Origin of the sequence: Nocardia salmonicida NBRC 13393 (assembly GCF_001613085.1) — a bacterium.
In the GTDB taxonomy this organism is placed as follows: Bacteria; Actinomycetota; Actinomycetes; order Mycobacteriales; family Mycobacteriaceae; genus Nocardia; species Nocardia salmonicida.
Map to the genome: position 1 here is coordinate 103258 of NZ_BDBR01000012.1, position 21975 is coordinate 125232.

General features: G+C 67.2%; 22 protein-coding genes and 2 tRNA genes. 9 read left to right on the forward strand and 15 right to left on the reverse strand.

Annotated elements, in window-relative coordinates:
• Positions 1 to 13 precede the first annotated feature (13 nt).
• Together NS1_RS14870 and NS1_RS14875 are read left to right on the forward strand one after the other, a co-directional pair.
• Positions 14 to 478: a MarR family winged helix-turn-helix transcriptional regulator gene (locus NS1_RS14870; RefSeq protein ID WP_056821620.1), complete on the forward strand. Its 465-nt coding sequence runs from the start codon at positions 14 to 16 to the stop codon at positions 476 to 478.
• 64 nt (positions 479 to 542) lie between these two features.
• Positions 543 to 1391, forward strand: a complete 849-nt coding sequence (locus NS1_RS14875; RefSeq protein WP_062985130.1) for a hypothetical protein — start codon at positions 543 to 545, stop codon at positions 1389 to 1391.
• 38 nt (positions 1392 to 1429) lie between these two features.
• Here the strand turns inward: NS1_RS14875 and NS1_RS14880 are convergent, their stop codons facing one another.
• From NS1_RS14880 to NS1_RS14890, 3 genes are all read right to left on the reverse strand, one after another.
• The gene (locus NS1_RS14880) at positions 1430 to 3070 is read right to left on the reverse strand and encodes a SulP family inorganic anion transporter (RefSeq protein ID WP_062985132.1); all 1641 of its coding nucleotides are present in this window, start codon (positions 3068 to 3070) and stop codon (positions 1430 to 1432) included.
• A gap of 2 nt (positions 3071 to 3072) precedes the next feature.
• Positions 3073 to 4896, reverse strand: coding sequence for a phosphoenolpyruvate carboxykinase (GTP) (locus NS1_RS14885; RefSeq protein ID WP_062985134.1), 1824 nt, complete (start codon positions 4894 to 4896; stop codon positions 3073 to 3075).
• A gap of 87 nt (positions 4897 to 4983) precedes the next feature.
• Positions 4984 to 5280 (reverse strand): ArsR/SmtB family transcription factor, encoded by a 297-nt coding sequence (locus NS1_RS14890; protein ID WP_056821611.1) that lies wholly within the window; start codon positions 5278 to 5280, stop codon positions 4984 to 4986.
• 100 nt (positions 5281 to 5380) lie between these two features.
• On the opposite strand from NS1_RS14890, the gene NS1_RS14895 reads away from it, so the two are divergent.
• Both NS1_RS14895 and NS1_RS14900 read left to right on the forward strand, forming a co-directional pair.
• Complete coding sequence (locus NS1_RS14895) at positions 5381 to 6184, forward strand: alpha/beta fold hydrolase (protein WP_062985136.1); 804 nt, start codon at positions 5381 to 5383, stop codon at positions 6182 to 6184.
• Between the two features lie 19 nt (positions 6185 to 6203).
• The gene (locus tag NS1_RS14900; RefSeq protein ID WP_062985138.1) at positions 6204 to 6548 is read left to right on the forward strand and encodes a zinc ribbon domain-containing protein YjdM; all 345 of its coding nucleotides are present in this window, start codon (positions 6204 to 6206) and stop codon (positions 6546 to 6548) included.
• Here the strand turns inward: NS1_RS14900 and NS1_RS14905 are convergent.
• Entirely contained in the window at positions 6545 to 7432 is an 888-nt protein-coding gene (locus NS1_RS14905; protein ID WP_062985139.1) for a LysR family transcriptional regulator ArgP, read from the reverse strand. The genes NS1_RS14900 and NS1_RS14905 overlap by 4 nt on opposite strands.
• Positions 7433 to 7504: 72 nt before the next feature.
• Between NS1_RS14905 and NS1_RS14910 the strand changes: the two genes are divergently transcribed.
• Entirely contained in the window at positions 7505 to 8125 is a 621-nt protein-coding gene (locus NS1_RS14910) for a LysE/ArgO family amino acid transporter (protein WP_255284535.1), read from the forward strand.
• Positions 8126 to 8135: 10 nt separating this feature from the next.
• Here the strand turns inward: NS1_RS14910 and NS1_RS14915 are convergent, their stop codons facing one another.
• The 3 genes from NS1_RS14915 to NS1_RS14925 form a co-directional block, all read right to left on the reverse strand.
• The gene (locus NS1_RS14915; RefSeq protein ID WP_062985142.1) at positions 8136 to 8474 is read right to left on the reverse strand and encodes a hypothetical protein; all 339 of its coding nucleotides are present in this window, start codon (positions 8472 to 8474) and stop codon (positions 8136 to 8138) included.
• A 117-nt stretch (positions 8475 to 8591) separates the two neighbouring features.
• A complete protein-coding gene (locus NS1_RS14920; RefSeq protein WP_062985144.1) occupies positions 8592 to 9224 on the reverse strand; it encodes a transglycosylase SLT domain-containing protein in 633 nt (210 codons plus the stop codon).
• A 741-nt stretch (positions 9225 to 9965) separates the two neighbouring features.
• Positions 9966 to 10041: transfer RNA gene (locus NS1_RS14925), tRNA-Lys, on the reverse strand.
• A gap of 315 nt (positions 10042 to 10356) precedes the next feature.
• Between NS1_RS14925 and NS1_RS14930 the strand changes: the two genes are divergently transcribed.
• On the forward strand, positions 10357 to 11565 hold the full coding sequence (locus NS1_RS14930; protein ID WP_062985146.1) for a L,D-transpeptidase: 1209 nt from the start codon (positions 10357 to 10359) through the stop codon (positions 11563 to 11565).
• Between the two features lie 70 nt (positions 11566 to 11635).
• On the opposite strand, the gene NS1_RS14935 is transcribed toward NS1_RS14930, so the two are convergent.
• Both NS1_RS14935 and NS1_RS40800 read right to left on the reverse strand, forming a co-directional pair.
• Positions 11636 to 11977, reverse strand: coding sequence for a hypothetical protein (locus NS1_RS14935; protein ID WP_062985148.1), 342 nt, complete (start codon positions 11975 to 11977; stop codon positions 11636 to 11638).
• Between the two features lie 109 nt (positions 11978 to 12086).
• The gene (locus NS1_RS40800) at positions 12087 to 12257 is read right to left on the reverse strand and encodes a hypothetical protein (protein WP_165610186.1); all 171 of its coding nucleotides are present in this window, start codon (positions 12255 to 12257) and stop codon (positions 12087 to 12089) included.
• Positions 12258 to 12282: 25 nt separating this feature from the next.
• Between NS1_RS40800 and NS1_RS14945 the strand changes: the two genes are divergently transcribed.
• Positions 12283 to 12810 carry a CGNR zinc finger domain-containing protein gene (locus tag NS1_RS14945; protein WP_062985150.1) on the forward strand — a complete coding sequence of 176 codons (528 nt, stop codon included), beginning with the start codon at positions 12283 to 12285 and terminating at the stop codon, positions 12808 to 12810.
• A 40-nt stretch (positions 12811 to 12850) separates the two neighbouring features.
• On the opposite strand, the gene NS1_RS14950 is transcribed toward NS1_RS14945, so the two are convergent.
• Both NS1_RS14950 and orn read right to left on the reverse strand, forming a co-directional pair.
• Positions 12851 to 12923 (reverse strand) — tRNA-His (locus NS1_RS14950).
• 55 nt (positions 12924 to 12978) lie between these two features.
• A complete protein-coding gene (gene orn / locus NS1_RS14955; RefSeq protein WP_062985152.1) occupies positions 12979 to 13617 on the reverse strand; it encodes an oligoribonuclease in 639 nt (212 codons plus the stop codon).
• Positions 13618 to 13814: 197 nt separating this feature from the next.
• On the opposite strand from orn, the gene NS1_RS14960 reads away from it, so the two are divergent.
• Positions 13815 to 15500, forward strand: coding sequence for a helicase HerA-like domain-containing protein (locus tag NS1_RS14960; protein WP_062985335.1), 1686 nt, complete (start codon positions 13815 to 13817; stop codon positions 15498 to 15500).
• A 19-nt stretch (positions 15501 to 15519) separates the two neighbouring features.
• On the opposite strand, the gene NS1_RS14965 is transcribed toward NS1_RS14960, so the two are convergent.
• Positions 15520 to 16824, reverse strand: coding sequence for a diaminopimelate decarboxylase family protein (locus NS1_RS14965; protein WP_062985154.1), 1305 nt, complete (start codon positions 16822 to 16824; stop codon positions 15520 to 15522).
• Positions 16825 to 16979: 155 nt separating this feature from the next.
• Positions 16980 to 17783 carry a mycolate reductase gene (cmrA, locus tag NS1_RS14970; RefSeq protein ID WP_062985156.1) on the reverse strand — a complete coding sequence of 268 codons (804 nt, stop codon included), beginning with the start codon at positions 17781 to 17783 and terminating at the stop codon, positions 16980 to 16982.
• A gap of 104 nt (positions 17784 to 17887) precedes the next feature.
• On the opposite strand from cmrA, the gene NS1_RS14975 reads away from it, so the two are divergent.
• On the forward strand, positions 17888 to 19087 hold the full coding sequence (locus tag NS1_RS14975; RefSeq protein WP_063816155.1) for a phosphotransferase enzyme family protein: 1200 nt from the start codon (positions 17888 to 17890) through the stop codon (positions 19085 to 19087).
• A gap of 167 nt (positions 19088 to 19254) precedes the next feature.
• On the opposite strand, the gene NS1_RS14980 is transcribed toward NS1_RS14975, so the two are convergent.
• A complete protein-coding gene (locus NS1_RS14980) occupies positions 19255 to 21285 on the reverse strand; it encodes an NADPH-dependent 2,4-dienoyl-CoA reductase (protein WP_062985160.1) in 2031 nt (676 codons plus the stop codon).
• Positions 21282 to 21836, reverse strand: coding sequence for a PadR family transcriptional regulator (locus tag NS1_RS14985; RefSeq protein ID WP_056821580.1), 555 nt, complete (start codon positions 21834 to 21836; stop codon positions 21282 to 21284). Before NS1_RS14985 ends, NS1_RS14980 begins: the two co-directional genes overlap by 4 nt.
• Between the last annotated feature and the right edge of the window lie 139 nt (positions 21837 to 21975).

Sequence of the window (21975 nt, forward strand, 5' to 3'; positions counted from 1 at the left end):
TAGAATCATTCCCGTGCCCCGATGGTTGTCCGAAGAAGAGCAGAAGACCTGGCGGTCCTACATCCTCATGCGTCAGCGTCTCGACGCCGTCCTAGCCGCGGGCCTGGGCGAACACGGACTATCGATGGCCGACTACGAGCTGTTGGTGCCGCTGTCGGCGGCGCCCGGCGGATGCCTGCGAGCCAAGGACCTGGCCGCCGAGGTCTGCTGGGACAAGTCCAGGTTGTCCAAGCAACTGGCCCGGATGGCCACCCGTGGACTCGTCGATCGAGTACCCGCCGAGGACGACGCGCGCGGAATCGTGGTGTCGCTGACCGAGGCCGGACACAAGATCTTGCGCGAGGCCGCGCCCGAGCACGTCGAACTGGTGCGGGAGTTGTTCATCGACCGGATGACCGACGCGGAAAGCACGGCGGTCCGCTCGCTGGCCGAGAAGGTGATAGCGGCCGGCGAGGCCCGAAACGATTCAGCCGGTTAACGATTCGTGCCCACACCCCGATGCGTTGTAGACAGGGCTCGAACTTCGCACAGGGGTGGGTGGCATGAAGGCAGCCGGGTTCATCGTTTCAGTGGGCATGCTGTGCGCAGTGTCGGTCGCGGGATGCTCGACGGACAGCGGCACCGCGCAACCGGCGACGACCACCGCTCGCGGTGGCTCGTGGGGTTCCGGCACACCCGTCACCGAACTGCCCGGCGCCGGCGGTCCGACGATCGCGCCGGATCAGCCGCCACCGGTCATCATCGCCCCGACGACGCCGGGCCCTCGCCCGACCGGTTCGGGCGCACCGAGCAGCGCGCCTGCCTCCACCGTGCCCCGACCGCCGGTCGCGACCGATGTCGTCTCGCTGGTCGCCGTCGATGCCGCAGGTCAACCGGCCAACGGCTTCGCCCTGACCAGTCCGACCCCGGTCGGCACTCTCGACTGCTCCTACAAGTCGCCGAGTCGTTCGGCGACCACCGCGGGGATCTACGAATGCGGTGCTTCCGCCGACTCGGCCAATGTGTGCTGGGCGGCTCCCGACAGGGCCTCGCTGCTGTGCGCGAATGACCCGTGGCAGCGCGGGCTGCGCCTGTATACCGTCAATCCGCCGGTCGCCGACATCGGCAAAACCGCGTCGCCCGAGCCGTGGGCGCTCGAACTCGCCGACGGCCGCCACTGCCGCATCCGCGTCGGCGGCGCCTGGGGTGGCCGCTCCGACGGTCTGGTCGGTGCCTACTCCTGCGACGGCGGGAACGACGTGGTCCTGCAGCCGTCCACCGCCCGCACGGCCATCGACACATCGACCAGTACCTGGTTGGTCGAGGTCGGTCCGCTGGGCTCCGGCGCACCCGACTTCCCGGCCCCCGCGACTGTCGCTGTTCGCATCGCTTACTTCGCTGCAGCGGGCTGAGTTGCCGACCGGGTCAGTTGCAGATGGGCGCCCATCGCCTAGCTGATCGGTCGTCGGGTGGTCGGGATGAACTGGCGGGAGTACGCGATAGCGGCGCCGGTGTCGGTGAATATGGTGTCCTTGCCGCCGGCCGGGAGGGCGCCGATGGTGGACAGGTGATGGAGATGGTCGGCGCGTAGACCGGACAGCAGAACGGTGATGTGGCGGTGTTCCAGTTTGCGAATGGCGTCTTTGAGCACCAGCGCGCCGGTGGTGTCGAGGGCGGTGATGCGGGACATGCGCAGGATCACGACCTTGACGTCGGCGACGTCGGTCAGTTCGAGGAGAAAGCGGTGGGCGGCGGCGAAGAACAGTGGGCCGTCGATGCGGTAGGCGACTATGTGGTCGCGCAGCAGATCGTGTTCTTCGCCTAGGTGGTCGCTCTCGTCGAGGGGGACCTGGTCGAGAGTGGCTTCGCGGGCGATGGCGCGGACCGCGAGGACGAGGGCGAAGCCGATGCCGATCACCACGGCGGTCACCAGGTCGAAGGCGATGGTGACGACAAAGGTCAGTGCCATGACGACGGCGTCGCCGCGCGAGGCACGTGCGATCGCGGCCAATGACGCGGCCTCGACCATGCGCACCGTGGTCGCGAGGAGTACACCGGCCAGTGCCGCGATCGGAATATCGGAGACCAGCCCGGACGCGAAATAGACGATGCCGGCCAGGACCACGGCGTGGGTGAGGGCGGCGAGTCGAGTGCGCGCGCCCGAGCGGACGTTCACCGCGGTTCTGGCGATCGCGCCGGTCGCCGGCACACCACCGAACATCGGCGCCGCGATATTGGCCAATCCCTGCCCCAACAATTCGCGGTCGGGGTCGTTGCGGGTACCGACCGCCATCGCGTCCGCGGCGGTGGCCGACAGCAGGGATTCGAGGGCAGCCAGCGCGGCGACGGCGAGGGCGGGCAACAGCAGAGTAGTCACTTCGTCGAGGTGGAGAAACGACAGCGACGGCGCGGGTAGCCCGGCCGGAATCGCGCCGACTCGCGCCAGATCGAGCCCGGCAACGCTCGCGACTACCGTCGCCAGCACCACGGTGACGAGCGCGAACGGCAGCTTCGGCAGGAAACGTCCGCCGACCAGGATCACCGCGGCTACCACGAGCGCTGTCACGAGCGCGGTCCAGTGCGGCTCGTCGGCGAATCGGCACACCGCGTCGAACGCCGACTGCCAGACCTTCTCGCCTTCGGCTCCGGACACCCCCAGCGCGCCCGGAAATTGTTGCAGGGCAATCACTACCGCGATCCCTGCGGTGAACCCTTCGATCACCGGGGCGGGCATGAACCGCACCGCTCGGCCGACGCCGGCAAACGCCAGCCCGACCAGCATGATTCCGGCCATCAACCCGACGGTCAGCACCCCGGACGCGCCGTGTTCGGCCACGATCGGCACGAGCACCACCGTCATTGCGCCGGTCGGTCCCGACACCTGGAAACGCGAGCCACCGAACACCGCGGCCAGCGCGCCCGCCACGATCGCCGTCGCCAGGCCTGCGGCGGCACCGAGCCCGGAACTGATGCCGAATCCCAGCGCCAAGGGCAACGCCACCAGCGCCACGACCAGCCCCGACATCAGATCCGTGCCCGGCGCCCGGAAAGCGGGCGTCCACTCCGACCACGCCGGCAGCAGCGACCGCATGGTCAGCGGTTACCGAGCAGGCGCAACTTCAGCGCGGCGAGCTGCTCGCGCAGCTCCTCCGGTAGCCGGTTGCCGCCGATGCGGGCGAACCATTCGTCGATGGACCGGATTTCGGTGACCCACTCCGCGGTGTCGACGGCCAGCGCCTGTTCGACCAGTGCGCGGTCGGCATCGTCGAGGCCGGTCAGGTCGATGGCGTCGGCAGTAGGGACGTAGCCGACCGGCGTCCACTCGGCGTCGGCGGTGCCATCGAGGCGTTGCAGCGCCCACTTCAGCACGCGTACGTTATCGCCGAAGCCGGGCCACAGGAACGTGCCATCGGCACCGCGGCGGAACCAGTTGACCTGGAAGATCTTCGGCAGCTTCGTGGCATCGGCCTGTTCGCCAAGCTTCAACCAGTGCGCGAAGTAGTCGCCGACGTGGTAGCCGAGGAACGGCAGCATCGCCATCGGATCGCGACGCACCACGCCGACCGCACCCGCGGCCGCGGCGGTGGTCTCCGAGGACAGCACCGAGGCGGTGAACACGCCGTGCGCCCAGTCGAAAGTCTCGGTCACCAGTGGCACCGTGCTCGCCCGTCGGCCACCGAAGAAGATCGCCGAGATCGGTACGCCGGTTGGATCGTTCCACTCCGGCGCGACCGAGGGGCACTGCTCGATCGGTGTGCAGTACCGCGAATTCGGGTGTGCGGCAGGGGTTCCTGACGCCGGCGTCCAGTCGTTGCCGCGCCAGTCGGTGAGGTGGGCGGGTGGCTCTTTCGTGAGGCCCTCCCACCACACATCACCGTTGTCGGTGAAAGCGGTGTTGGTGAAGATCGAGTTGCCTCGGTCGATGGTGGCGATCGCGTTGGGGTTGGTGCGCTCGCCGGTTCCGGGCGCGACACCGAAGAACCCGGCCTCCGGGTTCACCGCGTAGAGCCTGCCGTCGGCGCCGAAACGCATCCAGGCGATGTCGTCACCGATGGTCTCGGCCTGCCAGCCGGGTAGCGCGGGCTCGAGCATCGCCAGGTTGGTCTTGCCGCACGAGGACGGGAACGCGGCCGCCACGTAGTGCGTCTTGCCCTTCGGCGAGGTGAGTTTGAGGATGAGCATGTGCTCGGCCAGCCAGCCCTCGTCGCGCCCGACGACCGAGGCGATCCGCAGCGCGAAGCACTTCTTGCCGAGCAAGGCATTGCCGCCGTAGCCCGAGCCGTAGCTCCAGATCGTGCGTGACTCGGGGAAGTGCGCGATGTACTTGGTGTGGTCGCACGGCCACGTCACGTCGGTCTGGCCGACGCTCAGCGGTGCGCCGACCGAATGCAGGCAGCGCACGAATTCGGTGTCGCCGGTGAGTTTTTCCCATACGGGTGCACCGGAACGGGTCATGATCTGCATCGACACCGCCACATACGGCGAATCGGTGATCTGTACACCGAAGCTGGGCTCAGCGGAATCGAGCGGGCCCATGCAGAACGCGATCACGTACATCGTGCGGCCCGCCATCGCGCCGCGGTAGTGCTCGGTGAGCACGGTGCGCATATCGACCGGGTCGACCCAGTTGTTGGTCGGGCCCGCGTCCGTGGGGTCCTCGGAGCAGATGAACGTGCGGTCTTCGACCCTGGCGACGTCGTCGGGGTCGGAGACACACCAGAAGGAGTTCGGTTTGCCGGTGAGCCGGACGAAAGTGCCCTTCTCGACGAGCTCGTCGGTGAGGCGATCCCATTCCGCGGGTGACCCGTCGCACCAGACGACGCGGTCGGGGGCGGTGAGTTCCGCGATCTCGTCGACCCAGGCCAGGATGGCCGGGTGGTCGGTGGAAAGCGTCGTCGGCGCGGAGTTCGCGGTCACGGGTGTTCTCCTTCTTGACTTGCTAGGTATCCAATTTAGAAATTATGCAATCAAACGGCGTGGGAAGCATGATGCTGTTCGGTTGGATCAGGCGGGGTCCAGTAGCTCGGCTTGTCCGGCGACGACGCCGGTCAGGATCGCGCGAGCTACGATCAGCAGCTCTTTCACTCGTGGCGAGGTGAGTTCGTAGGTCACAGACAGGCCCTCTCGCCGGGCCGTCACCAGCCCCGCTCGACGCAGGATGGCCAGCTGCTGAGACAGGTTCGCCGCCTCGACGCCGACTTCGGGGAGCATCTCCGATACCGCGTATTCGCGTTCGCTGAGCAGCTCCAGAACCCGGATACGAATCGGGTGGCCGAGGGTTTTGAAGAAGTCGGCCTTCATCTGGTACAGCGGTCTGCTCAATCCTGGCACCGTCGCGAACTCCGTCCTGTTGTGGCGGTATGGTGTTGCTTACTTTAGCAAACAGGCTAACAGGAGAAATATGCCCCTCGCCTCGCTCAACGGCATCCAGCTCAACTACGACGTCACCGGATCAGGCCCGTTGGTCCTGCTCGTGATGGGTAGTGGGAGTCCTGGTCGTGTCTGGCGCACCTATCAGGTGCCCGCGCTCGTCAAGGCGGGGTTCACCGTCGCTACCGTCGACAATCGGGGGATCGCGCCGTCGTCGGAGTCGGCGTCCGGGATCACCATGCCGCAGTTGGTCGGGGATACCGCCGCGCTGATCGAGCACCTCGGGGCACCGGCGCATGTGGTCGGCACCTCGATGGGGTCGCGGATCGTCGCCGAACTCGCGCTGGCTCGGCCGGAACTGCTCCGCAAGGCGGTGATGTTCGCCGCTGCCGCGCGTCCGAATCCGGTGACGAGCACGCTCAGCAAGGGCGAGCAGGCATTGTTCGACAAGGGGATTCAGTTGCCGCCGGAGTACGCGGCCGCGGTGAAGGCGATGCAGAACCTGTCGCCGCACACCCTGGCCGATCCGGCCAAGGCGCAGGAATGGCTCGACATCTTCGAATTCACTTCGGGGAAGGGGACTCCCGGTACTCGGGCGCAGGCGGGAATGGACCGATCGCAGGATCGGCGGACGGCCTATCGGGGGATCTCGGTGCCGAGCTTGGTGGTCGGGTTCGCCGATGATCAGATGGTGCCGACGCGGTTCTGCCAGGAGGTCGCCGAGGCGATCCCGGCGGCTGTCTACACCGAGATCGAACGCTGTGGGCACTACGGGTATCTCGAGCGGCCCGATGAGGTCAATCGGGTTCTGATCGAATTCCTTTCCGCTGCTTAATCATTCACAAGGACCTGTCATGAGCGATGCGCCGAACTGCCCAGCCTGCGACTACGAGTACACCTATGAGATGAACGGGTCGTGGGTATGCCCCGACTGCGCCAACACGTGGGGCATGAGTGCCGTTCCGGATCTCGAGCAGGCGCCGGAGATCCGTGACACCGTCGGCAATGTGCTGGCCGACGGCGACACGGTGACGGTGGTGAAGAGTCTCAAGGTGAAGGGCAGCCCGACCGGGATCAAGGCGGGGACCAAGGTGCGCAATATCCGCCTGGTGCAGGGCGTCGGCGATCACGACATCGACTGCAAGGTGGACGGGATCGGCCCGATGCAGTTGAAATCCAGCGTGGTGAAGAAGGTTTAGCGCAGCGCCGCCGCAGCCGCCGTGGCGATCGCGGTGGCGACGGCGGTGAGGGCGGGGGAGTGGAGTTTCCACTGCTGCCAGTACAGCGGGACGTCGATGTGGGCGTCTCCGTCGATGTTCACCAAAGTTCCCGCGGTGCGGTCTTTCTCGATTTGCAGGTCGGGCAGCATGCCCCAGCCGAGGCCGAGCCGCACCGCATCGGCGAACGCGCTCGACGACGGCACGTAATGACCCGGCGGATCGACCTGGCGACGGGTGCGTCGGCGGAGCTGGCGGAATTGGAGATCGTCTTTGCGATCGAAGTGCACGACAGGCGCGTGGGTATACGCGGCGGAGGTCGGGCCGTCGGGGAACCAGGTGCGGACGAACCGCGGTGTCGCCGTGGGGCGGTAGCGCATCGCCCCCAGCGGGGTCACCGTGCAGCCCTGTACCGGCGTCGCGGTCGCGGTGATCGCGGCCGTCACCGTGCCGTCGCGCAGCAACCGGGTGGTGTGTTCCTCGTCTTCGCGGTGCAGGTCGAAGGTAATCCCGGCGGGCACGCCGGCGAGCGCGGGCATCACCCATGATTCGAGGGAGTCGGCGTTGACGGCGATCGGGATGCGGATCGGCCGGTCGGCGGGGCGATCGGCATCGCCGAGTTCGCGCGCGGTGTCGCCTGCGAGCAACTCCACCTGTCGGGCCAGGCGTAGCACCGCGAGCCCGGATTCGTTGGGGCGCACCGGTTTCGAGCGTTGCACCAGCACGCGTCCCGCCGATTCCTCCAATGCCTTGATCCGCTGGCTGATGGCCGACGGGGTGAGGTTGAGCCGACGCGCGGCCGCGTCGAACGTGCCCTCTGTGAGGACGGCGTCGAGGGCGCGCAACTGGTCCAGCTGAAGATCCACCTAAGTAACTCTAATGGTTGTGAAGAATCATTAGCTGGACTGAAAATTGACGGCCTCTTAACGTCGAGAGCTGTGACGGCATCATCGGCGGCGTTGGCCGCCCTCTCCGGATTGGGCTTCGGGCTCTCGCTCATCGTGGCCATCGGCGCGCAGAACACGTTCGTGCTGCGCCAGGGGGTGCGTGGACAGCACGTGTTGCCGGTGATCGCGGTGTGCGCCGTGTCCGACATCGTGTTGATCGGCGCGGGCGTGGCCGGGTTCGGGACGGTCGTCGAGTCGTTTCCGGTGGTGTTGACCGTGGCCCGGTACGCGGGGGCGGCCTTTCTGGTCGGCTACGCGCTGCTGGCGGCCCGGCGCGCCCTCGGTTCGTCGACTCTGATCGCCGAAGCGGCGGGCGCCTCGGTGGCCGTTGGCGCGTCCGTGCTCACCTGCCTGGCGCTGACCTGGCTCAATCCGCACGTGTATCTCGACACGCTGGTCCTGCTCGGTTCCTTCGCCAGCACCTATGCGACGCCCGACCGCTGGTTCCTGGCCGCGGGGGCCATGCTCGCCAGTGTCCTGTGGTTCGGCGCGCTCGGCTATGGTGCTCGCCGGCTCGGTCCGCTGTTCGCGCGCCCGTGCGCGTGGCGAGTCCTGGATTCGCTGATCGCCCTGGTCATGCTCGCGCTGGCCATCGGGCTGCTGCTCGCCTGAGGGGCGAGCGCTAGGACTCCCACGGCTTCACCGGTGGCTTGACCCACAGCAGTTTCTCGTCGGCGTGGGTGCGCACCGCGGCGGCGTGCTCGGGGTTGCGAGCCGCCCAGGCGTCCTTCTGGTCGAGCAAGTCGGCGACCACCTGCCAGGTCTCGCCGGTGCTCGGCGGGTTGGTGTCGGCGGCGCGGGCCAGCTTGCGCAGGGTTGCCGTGGGCAGGGTGAGCAGTTCGGCGCTGCGGATATCGCGTGACCAGGCGTAGGCGGCCATGCGGCGGGCCTTGGCGACGCGGCTGGCGGTAGCCGCGTCGGAATGCGCGTGATCGGGTGCCTGATCGGCGCTGTCTGGCACGACGGTGATTCTACGACGAAACGCCCGCGCTCCGGTCGGCGATGACCGGGGCGCGGGCGTTCACCCGTCAGGCAGTTCAGCAGGCGCTGTCGACGTCGAGCGCCTGGTGACAGTGGATCAGTACGCGCTGTTGACGTTGTCCATCGAGCCGTAGCGGTTGGCCGCGTAGTTGCAGGCCGCGACGATGTTGGACACCGGGTTCCAGACGTCGAAGGGGGTGCCATCGACGTGGAAGGAGGCGAAGGTGGGGTCGATCACCTGGAGCAGGCCCTTGGAGGGGATGCCGTTGATCGCGTTGATGTCCCACAGGTTGATCGCCTGGGGGTTACCGGTCGACTCACGCATGATGTTGCGGTGGATGCCCTCGTAGGTGCCGGGGATGCCCTTCGCCGCCATGATGTCGAGCGCCTCACGGATCCAGCCGTCGAGGTTGTTCTCGTAGGCGCGGGGGGCCGGTGCGGGCTCTGGCATCGGGGCCGGAGCGGCCTCGGGGGCCGGTGCCGGTGCGGGGGCGGCTTCCGGCGCGGGCGCCGGGGCAGGGATGGCCTGGATGGCGGGTGCGGCGGCAGCGGGGATGTTCTCCGCCTGCTCGACGACCATGGCGGCACGCTCGGGAACGCTGTCGTCGGCGAACGAGACGGCGGAGGACGCGGCTACGGCGACCAGACCGACCGCGGCGACTGCCACGGTGAACGCCTCACGGCGCGAGCGACGGCCGATAACGGTGCTGAGCTTGTCTTTGTTGAGCATTGCTTTTCTGTTCCTTCATCTCTGTCTGGCGACGCAGGCCCTGAAGTAGGGCGCGATGGATCGCGCAGCGCGCACGGGAGTACACGCCGGTCAGGCGATGCGTTGTTTCTGTCTGTATGGGAAGGTGCGACACTGTCGGGGGACGAACGCTCGATGGCAGTTCATCGCTGGCGCCGCACGGTGCTCCACAGCTGGCTGCGGGGAGACCACGCGCTGTTCGGTGCTATCGGAGGTTGGATACTCCCGGGCTAACCAAACCGCAGGTCCGTTTGTGACCTGATGACAGAATGGTCACGACGGGTTAACGCAAGGTAAACGAAACCTGAACGGCAAACGTTGCCGATCTTGGTTCATTGCCGGGCAGTTGCAGAATCGTTATGTATGCAGGAGGTTTGCGACCCTGATCTGCGTGGCGGCCGTCACAGAAAAAGTTTGCCCGAATCAGGTTTCGCGGGGGTTTGCGCAGCTCGGGGGAGTTCGAATCGGGGCCTGAGCGCACTAGCACGGGTTCATCGATGGCGGTTCGATAACGAGACCGTGACCGTTGTCCGGCAGGCAGTTGGAGGGGAAGATCGGCCTGAGCACGCTCCGTACGCATGCGTATGGTTGCTGGGAAGTCGAATCATGATCGAGAACATCCACGAGCGAACGATCAGCCTGCCCGCCGCGCAGGAGCTGCTGCACAACGCGGAGACGACAAACGAGGCCCTTGACCGTATTACCTGGTCAAGGGCCTCGTTGTGGTGCGCCATCAGGGACTTGAACCCCGAACCCGCTGATTAAGAGTCAGCTGCTCTGCCAATTGAGCTAATGGCGCATGTCTTTGTTCTTTGCCCCGTCTCCGGTGCGGAACAAACATTAGCAGGCCGTGGGGCGGAAAGTGAAATCGGGCGCTGACCAGCAACAATGCCGCATACTGAGCGTTGTTAACGCCGACGGCCTCCGCACGTATCTAACGATTGTGACTTGGTCGTGTCGCGGGGGCTTTCCCGTTGGAACCGGCCGGACTAGCTGGCAGAATGGGCGAGACGTCGAGTTCGTAACGCCCCCCGCTTACACGGATGGCTCTAGCGATTCGGTCGGTGGGATCTGCGGCGCACTGTAATCGCGTCGGTACGGAAACGGGGTTGACATGGGTAAGAAGCGGGGGCGACCTCGGTCGCTACGGACGATCGTTCCGGTGGTGCTGTTGGCGGTGTTCGCGCTCGGCGCGTCGGCGTGCTCGGCCGCGGAGGGCACCGGGGTGGAGGTGGCGATCGATCGCAACCCCCTCGCCGAGCTCATCAAGCCGAAGCTGGTCTCGACCATCAAGGACGGGCAGGTCGGCGTCTCGCCCGGTATGCCGATGGCCTTCCAGGTCGAGGACGGCAAGTTCACCGACGTCAAACTCACCAATCAGCAGGGCACCGCGGTCGCGGGTCAGCTGGCAGCGGACGGGCGTTCCTGGTCGACCGCCGAGGTGCTCGGCTACGGCAAGACCTACAAGCTCACCGCCGCGGCCATCGGGCTCGGTGGCGCGAACTCCTCGACGTTGAGCTTCACCACCAGCTCGCCGAAGAGTCAGACCAAGCCGTACCTGCTGCCCGGTGAGGGTGAGGTGGTCGGTATCGGTCAGCCGGTGGCGATCCAGTTCGACGAGAACATCCCCGACCGTCGTGCCGCGCAAGAGGCCATCAAGATCACCACCGAGCCCGCTGTCGAGGGCGCCTTCTACTGGGTGAACAATCGCGAAGTGCGGTGGCGCCCAGAGCATTACTGGACACCGGGTACCAAGGTGACCATCGATGTGAACGTCTACGGCAAAGATCTGGGCAAGGGCCTGTACGGCCAGGACAACATCCATTCGTTCTTCACCATCGGTGACGCGGTGGTCTTCACCGCCGACGACAACACCAAGCAGGTGGTGGTGGAGAAGAACGGTCAGGTGATCATGACCATGCCCACCTCGATGGGTAAGGACAGCACGCCTACCGACAACGGCGTCTACATCGTCAGCGACCGGCACGAGAAGATCATCATGGACTCCTCGACCTACGGTGTGGCGGTGAACTCGTCCGACGGGTATCGCACGCCGGTCGACTACGCGACGCGAATCTCCTACAGCGGCATCTTCTTCCACTCGGCACCGTGGTCGGTGGGGCAGCAGGGCTACTCCAACTCCAGCCACGGCTGCCTGAATCTGAGCCCGGCGAACGCGCGCTGGGTGTACGAGAACGCCAAGCGTGGTGACATCACGGTGATCAAGAACACGGTCGGCGGCACCCTGTCCGGTGTCGACGGGCTGGGTGACTGGAACATCGCGTGGCCGGAATGGAAGGCGGGCAACGCCGACGCTCCGTAGTCGCGCAACGCACGAAAAACGAAGGGGCACCGGAAGTTTCCGGTGCCCCTTCGTTGTGTCCGTGACTGTTTCAGTGCGGGGTGGGGAGCTGGCTGCAGTCCATCATCGCCTCGCCCGCGACGGCGAGCGCGCTGCCGAGGGCGCCGCACAGGATGCGTCCGCCGAACAGCATTCGGTCGAGGTTGGGTAGGCCGGCCGAGCCGGTGCCGGAAGACCCGGTGGTCTCGAGGCCGGTGGTGGAGCCGCTCTGTGCCGAACCGGATTCGGGCTGATCACTCGGCAGGCCGAAGTCGCCGATGGGGGTCTCCGCCGCGAAGTCGGTGAGGGGCAGGCCGGGCGATGCCGTTGCGGTACCCGCGACGGGGCCGAGCACGGTGGCGGCGAGGATGGCGACGACGGTGGAACGCTTCATCAAGGGGTCTTTCCGGTCGAGCGCTGACGCGATGGCGAGATCTGCCCCACATCTGGGCAGCGGTCCAAAGTGTAGCGGTCAAACGTGACCTTCGTCATGGTGGTGTGAGTTATCCGGCCTCGGCGAGGTCGGGTTCGTCGCGATGGATCTCCGACGCGACGCTCAGGTGGTCGACGACCACCCGGCGGGCGCCGCAGCGGCAGCGCTGATAGGCCACGAGGCCCTCGCTGGTCCGGTGGCGCGACTCGATCTGCCAGGTGTGTGCGGGGTGGCTGCTCATGGTTCGAGTCTGATGTAATGGCATTGTGCATTACAACCATTACGGACGGGAGCCGGTGCTGCTCGGCGTCGACCTGCTCAACGATCCGTGTTCGAGCGCCGCGGAGTTGGCGCGGCGCTGTGTGGGCGCCGGTTTGGTGCTGAGTGCGCCGGTGTCCGAGGGTGATCTCGTGGCGGTGACGGCCTTTCTGGGGCGTTGGCGCGGGGTGGTGGAGTGCGCGGACCGCGCCGAGCGAGCTGCGCTGCTCAATGTGTTGCTGGCCGAGTACGCGTCTCCACCCCGCCTGACCGACCATGTGGGCGACGGTTGGCATCTGCACTTCCGTGACCCCGGGGTGGCGACGGATCGTCAGATCGCCGCGTTGATCACCGTCGGTACCGCTTTGCACCTGACCGGCCTCGGGATGGACCGCCTCGGTGCCTGCGCGGCGGACGGGTGCTCGCAGGTGTACGCCGACACCTCGCGCAACGGCAGGCAACGGTTCTGCAGCCCGGCCTGTGCGAACCGGTCGGCCGTCCGACGGCACCGGGCGAGCCGCACAGGCGCCGGATAGCAAAGAAGGCCCGGTCCTGGGGACCGGGCCTTCTCTTCGGGGTGACCGACGGGACTCGAACCCGCGACATCCAGGATCACAACCTGGTGCTCTACCAACTGAACTACGGTCACCATCACCGGTGAATCACCGGCGCCGTCGATATTAGCGTGTGTGTAGTGTCAACCCCTAATCCGCTGGTAGATGGCTCGAACCGGTGACATCCACGGCATCGGTGGCGGCCTGTGCGGCGGCGGCGATCTCGGTGGTGGTCGGTCCGGGCAGCGGCACGAACGCGGTACGACGGTAGTACTCGAGCTCGCGGATGGATTCCTTGATGTCGGCCAGCGCGCGGTGGGCCAGGCCCTTCTCCGGCTGACCGAAGTAGATGCGCGGGTACCAGCGCCTGCACAGTTCCTTGATCGAGCTCACGTCGACCATCCGATAGTGCAGGTGCGCGTCGAGTTCCGGCATGTCGCGAGCGATGAAGCCGCGATCGGTGCCGATGGAGTTGCCGCACAGCGGCACCGTGCGCGCGGTGGGCGCGTACTCGCGGATGTAGTCGAGTACCTGCTGCTGGGCCTGCTCGAGGGTGACGGTGGAACGCCGAACCTCTTCGGTCAGACCGGATTTCGCGTGCATGGTGGCGACGACCGGTGGCATGCAGGCCAGGGCGGCGTCGTCGGCGTGGATGACGATGTCGACACCGTCACCGAGAATGTTGAGGTCGCTGTCGGTTACGAGCGCGGCGATCTCGATCAGCTTGTCGCTGTCGAGACGGAGCCCCGTCATTTCGCAATCCATCCAGACCAGGAGTTTGTCTGACACGGGAGTCACCCTAATGGTGGGTCCGTGAACCAGGTCGGCAGGTGTGTCGCGTTGGCGAGGCGGACGAGGTTTGCCGACGACATCAACGGATGTTCGCCACCCTGGTGACCGGCCCGGATACAGTTTGCCTGGAATTGACCGCAGACGTTTCGAGCATTTCTTGCGTACGTGCCAGTGAGCAGACGGAGGACGCGCGAATGACCACCCCACAGGAGAAGGCGGCAGCGGCACGCAAGGCGGCCGAAGACGCGGCACGGGTCGCCGCCGAGGCGATGGCAGCAGCGGAGGCCGCCGAGCGGGAAGCCGCGGCGGCGAGCACGGAATCCGCCTCGAAGCCACCGTCATCCGGCGAGCCGAGCGCATCCGGCGCGGCCGCGGCGATCGCCGCGGGCTACGCCTTCAGCGGACCTGCGTTGGAACTCGGCACGGTGATGGTCGACGACGTCGCCGATCCTGGTGCGCGCGTGCGTATTCCGCTGCGGATGATGAACCGGCACGGCCTCGTCGCGGGTGCGACCGGCACCGGCAAGACCAAGACCCTGCAGGGCATCGCCGAACATCTGTCCCGCGCGGGCGTTCCCGTGGTGATGGCCGACGTCAAGGGCGATCTGTCGGGCCTGAGTGAGCCCGGCGCCGACACCGAGAAGATCCGGGCGCGCGCGGCGGAGACCGGCGCGACCGACTGGGCACCTAGTACGTTCCCCACCGAGTTCGTCTCGCTCGGGACCGGGGGCATCGGGGTGCCGATACGGGCGACGATCACCTCCTTCGGCCCGATCCTGCTCAGCAAAGTGCTCGGCCTCAACGACACTCAGGAATCCACGCTGGGCCTGATCTTCCACTGGGCCGATCAGCGCGGCCTCGCCCTGCTGGATCTGAAGGACCTGCGCGCGGTCATCACCCACCTGACCAGCCCCGAAGGCAAGGAAGACCTCAAGGGCATCGGTGGTGTGTCCTCGCAGACGGCCGGGGTGATCCTGCGGTCGCTGGTGAATCTGGAAGCAGAAGGAGGCGATACCTTCTTCGGCGAACCCGAACTCGACCCGGCCGATCTGCTGCGCACCGCGGGCGGGCTCGGCGTGATCACGCTGTTCGAGCTCGGTCAGCAGGCGGCGCGACCCGCGCTGTTCTCCACGTTCTTGATGTGGGTGCTGGCCGATCTGTTCCAGACGCTGCCCGAGGTGGGTGACGTCGACAAGCCGAAGCTCGTGTTCATCTTCGACGAGGCGCATCTGCTGTTCGCCGAGGCGTCCAAGGCGTTCCTGCAACAGGTCGAGCAGACGGTGAAGCTGATCCGCTCCAAGGGCGTCGGCGTGTTCTTCTGCACCCAGTTGCCCACCGACATCCCCAACCCCGTGCTCTCCCAGCTCGGCGCCCGTGTCCAGCACGCCTTGCGCGCCTTCACCCCCGACGATCAGAAGGCGCTGTCCAAGACGGTGCGCACCTACCCGAAGTCGTCGGTGTACGACCTGGAAGAGGCGCTGACCTCGCTCGGCACGGGCGAGGCGATCGTCACCGTGCTCTCCGAAACCGGTGCGCCCACACCCGTCGCCTGGACCAAGATCGCGCCGCCGCTCTCGCTGATGGACACCGTCGGCGACGAGGTGATCAAGTCCAAGGCGCTGTCGAGCGCGCTGCAGGGCAAGTACGGGCAGAGCGTCGACCGGGAATCGGCCTACGAGATGCTGCTGGCCAGCGTGGCGGCCGCGCCGTCCGCACCCGAATCCGCGCCCGCACCGGGGCGTTCGGCGTCCCAGCAGGAAGAGGACTCGGCCGCCGAGCGGATCATGGCCAACCCGGCGGTCAAGAGCTTCCTGCGTTCGGCGGCGAGTGCGGCCGGGCGTGAGATCAGCCGCAGTATTTTCGGCACCCGTCGCAGGTGACAGCGGGCTCGGCGGTAAGTCAGTCCACGAGCTCGCGCATCAGCAGGTCGGCGGTCGTCTCGCGGCGTAGCAACTGTCTGGTGCGGCCGTCGGCGACGGCGACGAGCGGTGGCCTGCCCACGGTGCTGTAGGTCGTCGCCAGACCGTGGTGGTAAGCGCCGGTGCACGGTAGCGCGAGAACTTCGCCGGGGCGCAGATCGGCCGGTAGCCGCACCTCGGTGGCGATGAGCGCCCCGGACTCGCTGTGTTTGCCCGCGATGGACGCGGTCAGCTGCGGGCCGGTCGGGTGTCGGTTGACCACCAGCGCGCCGCCGGGTCCGCGGCCCTGTCCGCCGCAGCCGCCGCCGTCGACGATCACGCGGGTGCCGCCGTCGGCGGTCTCGTCGACGGCGAGCACCCGATACAGGGTGACGCCCGCCCTCGCGACGATCGCGCGCCCGGGTTCCATCGCGAGCACGGGACGCGGGAAGCGGTGGCGTGCGCACCCGGCGTCCAGCGCATCGTCGAGGATGTCGGCGAGTTCGCGCAGGTTCAGTTCCGCGTCGCCGCTCCGCAGTGCCACCGCGTGGCCGCCGCCGATGTCGAGGTGCGAGAGCAGGAGACCGTATTCGCGTTCGATCCAGGACATCTCGCCGATCATCCGGCGGATCGCCTCGCCGTAGTGGTCGGGGTTGTGGATCTGCGGGCCGAGGTGGCAGTGCAGGCCGACGAGCTGCAGGTTGCACCGGCCCGCGATGCGGGCGACCGCGGTCTCGAACGACCGACTGCCGAGTGGGAAGCCGAACTGGTCGGCACCGGGAACGTCGATGCCGGTGGCGACGCGGAGCAGCACCTGCTGCGGGTGGGTCGCCACGGCGGTGAGGAGCGTGATCTCGGTGAGCGAGCCGACCACGATCCGGCCGACGCCGCAGCGCACGGCGGTCTTCAGTTCGTCGAGGGTCTTGCCGTTGCCGTGCAACACGATCCGGCGCGGATCGATGCCGGCGGCGAGCGCGATCGACAACTCACCGCTCGACCCGACCTGCACCGACAGACCCTCGTCGGCGACCCAGTGCGCCACCGCGCCGACCATCAACGCGGTGCCCGCGTAGACGATCTCGGCCTCGGGGAAATACTTGCGGTAGGCGCGGCAGCGCTCGCGCACCTCGGCTTCGTCCACCACCTGGACCGGAGTGCCGAACTGGTCGGCGACATCGGCGAGCGCCACCGCGCCGAGGGCGATCCGGCCGTCGTGGTCGTAGTGGGTATTGGTCGGCCAGACCGCGGGATCGAGCCGCGGCACGGTGGTCGCGCGCAACGACGGGAAGATCTCGAGCAACGTCACTGTGGTCTCCTGAGGACGCCCCCGCATTCGGACCGGCGGGGCATACTCCAGGATTACGCCCCGCGCGGGCCGCTGAGCTCGGTGTTTACGGGTCCTTGACCACCTGCGAGCCCATCCTGACGGGTTGCTGACACCAGCGAGCTGTCAGGCCGTGCTCAGCTACCCAGCTTCTTGTAGAACGCGCCCGCGATCGGCGCGGTGAACGAGCGCGGGCCGTAGTTGCCCGCGACGCTCATGCCCTTGCTGATCAGGCCGGGGACGACGCGCATCTTGTTGCGGGCCAGCGCGTCGATGGAGACCTTGGCGGTGTATTCGGAGGAGACCCAGAGGAAATCGGGGACCATCTTGTCGACGATCGACTGGTCCTCGGGGGCAGGGGTCTCGGTGCGGACCGGGCCGGGGGCCAGCAGGGTGACGTGCACGCCGGTGCCCTTGAGCTCGCCGCGCAGCGACTCCGAGAAGGTGTTCGCGAACGCCTTGGACGCCGCGTAGGTCGCGTTGTTCGGGATCGGCATATTGCCCGCGGCCGAACCGCTGATCAGGATCCCACCCGCCTTGCGCTCGATCATGCCGGGCAGCACGGCCAGGGACAGGTCGTGCACGGCGGTGGCGTTGAGCTCCATCTGCATGCGCTCGTAGGCGAAGTCGAGCTCGGCGACCGGGCCGAAGGTCGCGATGCCCGCGTTGTTGCAGAGGACGGCGATATCGCGGGCCGCGAGCTCGCTGACGAGGCCGGCCCGCTGGGTGCGATCGGCCAGGTCGACGGCGCGGACCTCGGCGGTGATGCCGTGGGCCAGGGTCAGCCGCTGGGCCAGCTCGGTGAGGATCTCACCGCGGCGCGCGACCAGGATCAGCGAATAGCCGCGCCCGGCCAGTTCGGCGGCCAGCGCGGTGCCGATGCCGGAGGACGCGCCGGTGACGACGGCACGATTGTCTGCAGTGGGGGAGGGCAAGCTCACGAGGGGGAGCTTAAGGGATCGGGTCAGGCCGCGCGGTGCCCGCGGTGGCAGCGCGGCACGGGGGGTTCGACGACGACGTGCCCGGCGCCGTCGATACTGGGCCGATGGCTGACGCGCAGGTGTTCGGGATGGGCGATGACCCGCTGGCCGAGCCGACGTGGCCCGCGCTCACCGACGACGAGATCGCTCGCGCGGTCGCCACGACCTGGGGTGGACCGGCGCTCGCGGCGATCGAATGGCGTGGTGCGCGGCCACTGTCGTCGACGGTGGGGGTGCGGTTGGACAGTGGGGAGCGGCTCGTGGTGAAGCGGATGCCGCTGCGACTGCGCGATGAGGTGGCGTTGAGCGAGGAACACCGCTTCATGGCGCATCTGCGGGATCGGGGTGTGCCGGTGCCCGAAGTGCTTGCCGCCGTGGGTGATCGGGCGACGACCCCGCCAGACCACGACCACGACGAGCGAGACCACGACCGCGCCGTCGGTCGTGGCGCCGGAGCGACCGGCGAGTTCCGTCGTGACGGTGATGGTGCGAAGGCCGCTGTCGGCGAGTTCGTCTACGAGGTGCATCGGAAGGGGATGGGTGAGGATCGGTATCGCGCGGACTTCTCCTGGTCGCCGTATCGCGACAGCGACGATGCGGCGAGCGCGGGGGCGATGCTAGGTCGATTACATTCGGCCGCAGCAGATTTCGATGCACCCGCTCGACCTGCTCGACCGTTGCTGGCGAGCATGCACGGTGACGTGGTGAGCGCGTTCGAGTGGCATATCGCCCGCCGACCGGCCGTCGCTCGGCTTCTAGGGGAAAAGGACTGGCGCGCTGAGGTTCCCCAGTTCCGGGCCGAGCTCGCCGATGTCGAACCGCTGTGGACGCATGGGGATTGGCACGGAACCAACTTGCTGTGGGACGACCATGATGTGACCTCGGTGATCGATTTCGGGCTGGCGGATCGGACGACGGCCGTCTTCGACCTCGCCACCGCCATCGAACGCAGCGCGGTCGACTGGGTTTCGCTGCGCGAGGGCGGACCCGCGCACGTCCGCGCGGACCAGATCGCCGCGCTGATCCAGGGATATCGATCGGTACGGCCCTTGACCGCCGCCGAACAGAACCTGCTTCCGGACCTGCTCCCGCTGGTTCACATCGGCTACGAACTCTCCGAAATCGACTACTTCCTCACCGTTGCCCACGACCCGCGCAACGCCGAAATCGCCTATCACGACTGGCTTCTCGGACATCTTCGCTGGTACGAAGCAGGCGAAGGCCGCGAACTACGCGATGCGATACGCGACCTCTCCCTGCGCTGACCGCACTCCCGGCCCCGCACGACCCGACCTCGAGGAGGGTCCGCCGCGCAGCGGCGTAGCGGCCCGGCCGCGAGTTAGCCGCCGTTGCGTCCGCGGCGCAGCCGCCAGCAACGGTGGCTAACTCGCGGCCTTCAGGGGCCGCGCTCGAGCGCGCCAGCGCTCCAAATTTACAAGCGCGCGGCCAGGCGGGTGCCTTGGTCGATCGCGCGCTTGGCGTCGAGCTCGGCGGCCAGGTCGGCGCCGCCGATGAGGTGCAGGTCGACGCCCGCTGCCCGCAGGGGCTCTTCGAGTTCGCGGACGGATTCCTGTCCGGCACAGACGATCACATTGTCGACCTCGATCACGCGGGGGTTCTCGTGCTTCTCGCCGAAGCTGATGTGCAGGCCCGCGTCGTCGATGCGGTCGTAGTTCACGCCGCCGACCTGCTCGACGCCTTTCGCCTTGAGAGCCGCGCGGTGTACCCACCCGGAGGTCTTGCCGAGGTCCTTGCCGAACGGGGTCGACTTACGTTGCAGCAGAACCACATCGCGCGCCGCGGGGGAGGGATTGGGCTTGCGGAGCTGTCCGGGAACCTGCTCGTTCTCGGAATCGACGCCCCATTCCTCTTTCCACTCGTCGAGCTTGAGCGTGGGATGCCCTTCGACCGTGAGGTATTCGCTCACGTCGTAGCCGATACCGCCCGCGCCGATCACCGCGACCTTCTTGCCGACCGGCTTCTCCTCCTTCACCAGTTCGGCGTAGGACAGCACCATCGGGTGGTCGATACCGGGGATGTTGGGGATGCGCGGGCGCACGCCAGTGGCCAGGATCACCGAGTCGTACTTGCCCGCGATCAATTCCTCGGCGCTGACCCGCTTTTCGAGATGCAGGGTGACGCCGGTGAGGTCGATCTTGCGGCGGAAGTAGCGGATCGACTCGTCGAACTCCTCCTTGCCGGGGATGCGGCGGGCGATGTCGAACTGGCCGCCGATCTTGTCGTCGGACTCGAACAGGTCGACGTGGTGGCCACGCTCGGCCAGACTCACCGCCGCCGACAGACCGGCCGGGCCCGCGCCGACGACAGCGACCCGCTTGGCCCGGCGAGTCGGCAGCAGGTTGAGGGTGGTCTCGCTACCCGCACGCGGGTTGACCAGGCACGACACCTTCTTGTTGCCGAAGGCGTGGTCGAGGCAGGCCTGGTTGCAGGCGATGCAGGTGTTGATCTCGTCGGCCCGATCCTGCTCGGCCTTGTTGGCCCATTCGGCGTCGGCCAGCAGCGGGCGGGCCATGGAGATCAGCGCCGCGTCGCCGCGGGTGAGGATCTCCTCGGCGATCTCGGGCATGTTGATCCGGTTCGAGGCGCAGACCGGGATGTTCACCTTGCGCGCGATCTTCGCGGTGAACTCCACGAAGGCCGCGCGCGGCACCGAGGTGACGATGGTGGGCACCCGCGCCTCGTGCCAGCCGATGTCGGTGTTGAGGATATCGACGCCGACGGCCTCCAATTCCTGTGCCAGAGCGACGATTTCGTCGAACGTCTGCCCCTTCTCGACGAGTTCGGCCATCGACAGCCGGAACACGATGATGAAATCGGGACCCACCTCGGCCCGGATGCGCCGGGCGATCTCGACGGGCAGCCGACGCCGGTTCTCCGGTGAGCCGCCCCACTTGTCGGTGCGCTTGTTCACCCGCGGCGCCAGGAACTGGTTGAGGAAATAGCCTTCACCGCCCATGATCTCGCAGCCGTCGTACCCGGCGAATTTGGCCAGGCCCGCGCAACGCGCGTAGTCGTCGATGGTGCGTTCGACACCCTTCGACGACAGCGCTCGGGGCTTGAACGGGTTGATCGCGGACTTGATCGCCGACGCCGAAACGCTGGTCGGCATGTAGGAGTAACGCCCCGCGTGCAGGATCTGGATGGCGATCTTGCCGCCCTCGGCGTGCACCGCCTTGGTGATCGTGCGATGCCGGTACGCCTCGGTCTTGCTGGTGAGTTTGCCGCCGAGCGGCAGCAGCCACCCGGTGCGGTTGGGGGCGTAGCCGCCGGTGATGATCAGGCCGACGCCGCCGCGGGCGCGTTCGGCGAAGTAGGCGGCGAGCTTGTTGGTGTCCCAGGCGCGGTCTTCCAGACCGGTGTGCATGGAGCCCATGACCACGCGGTTGCGCAGCGTGGTGTGGCCGAGATCGAGTGGCTCGAACAGATGGGGATAGGCAGTCATGGGCGGTCGTCACCTTTTCGCGGTCGCAGGGCCTGCAGTACTTCGTCGCACCATTCGAGGTAGCCGGACTCCGCGCGGATGCCCGCGCGAAGCACCAGATACTGGTGCAGAGCGGTGCCGGAGAGCTGGTCCGGCACCGGGAAGAATTTCTTTTCGCTGAGGCGGTACTCGTCGAGGCGCTGGGCGTGCTGGCCGCGATGGCGCTCCACCTCGGCGCAGATGGCATCGATGTCGCCGTATGCGGCCGCGCGGATCTTCACGCCCAGTTCGTCGCGAGCGGGGGTGGCGTCGGTGGGCTCGGCGAGCCAGCGGGCTATCTCGGCCTGACCGGCCGGAGCCACCGAGTACACCTTCTTGTCGGGTTTTCCCTGCTGGTTCACCGATTCGACGGTGACCCAGCCGGAGGACTCCATCCGCTTGAGAACCCGGTAGATCTGCTGGTGGGTGGCACTCCAGAAGTAGCCGATCGACTTGTCGAACCGGCGTGCGAGCTCATACCCCGAGCCGGCCCGCTCGGTGAGCGAAACCAGTAGCGCGTGCTCCAGTGCCATGGGACGAGAGTATCCGGAACGCTGGGTACTATGCAACCAGGTTCATATGAGTTGACGGCGCCGATGCGGTAGACGGCGTGGGGCGGTGACCGCATCGGCGGAAACACGGGTGCACGCGTTATAGGCGGCGTGGATGTTC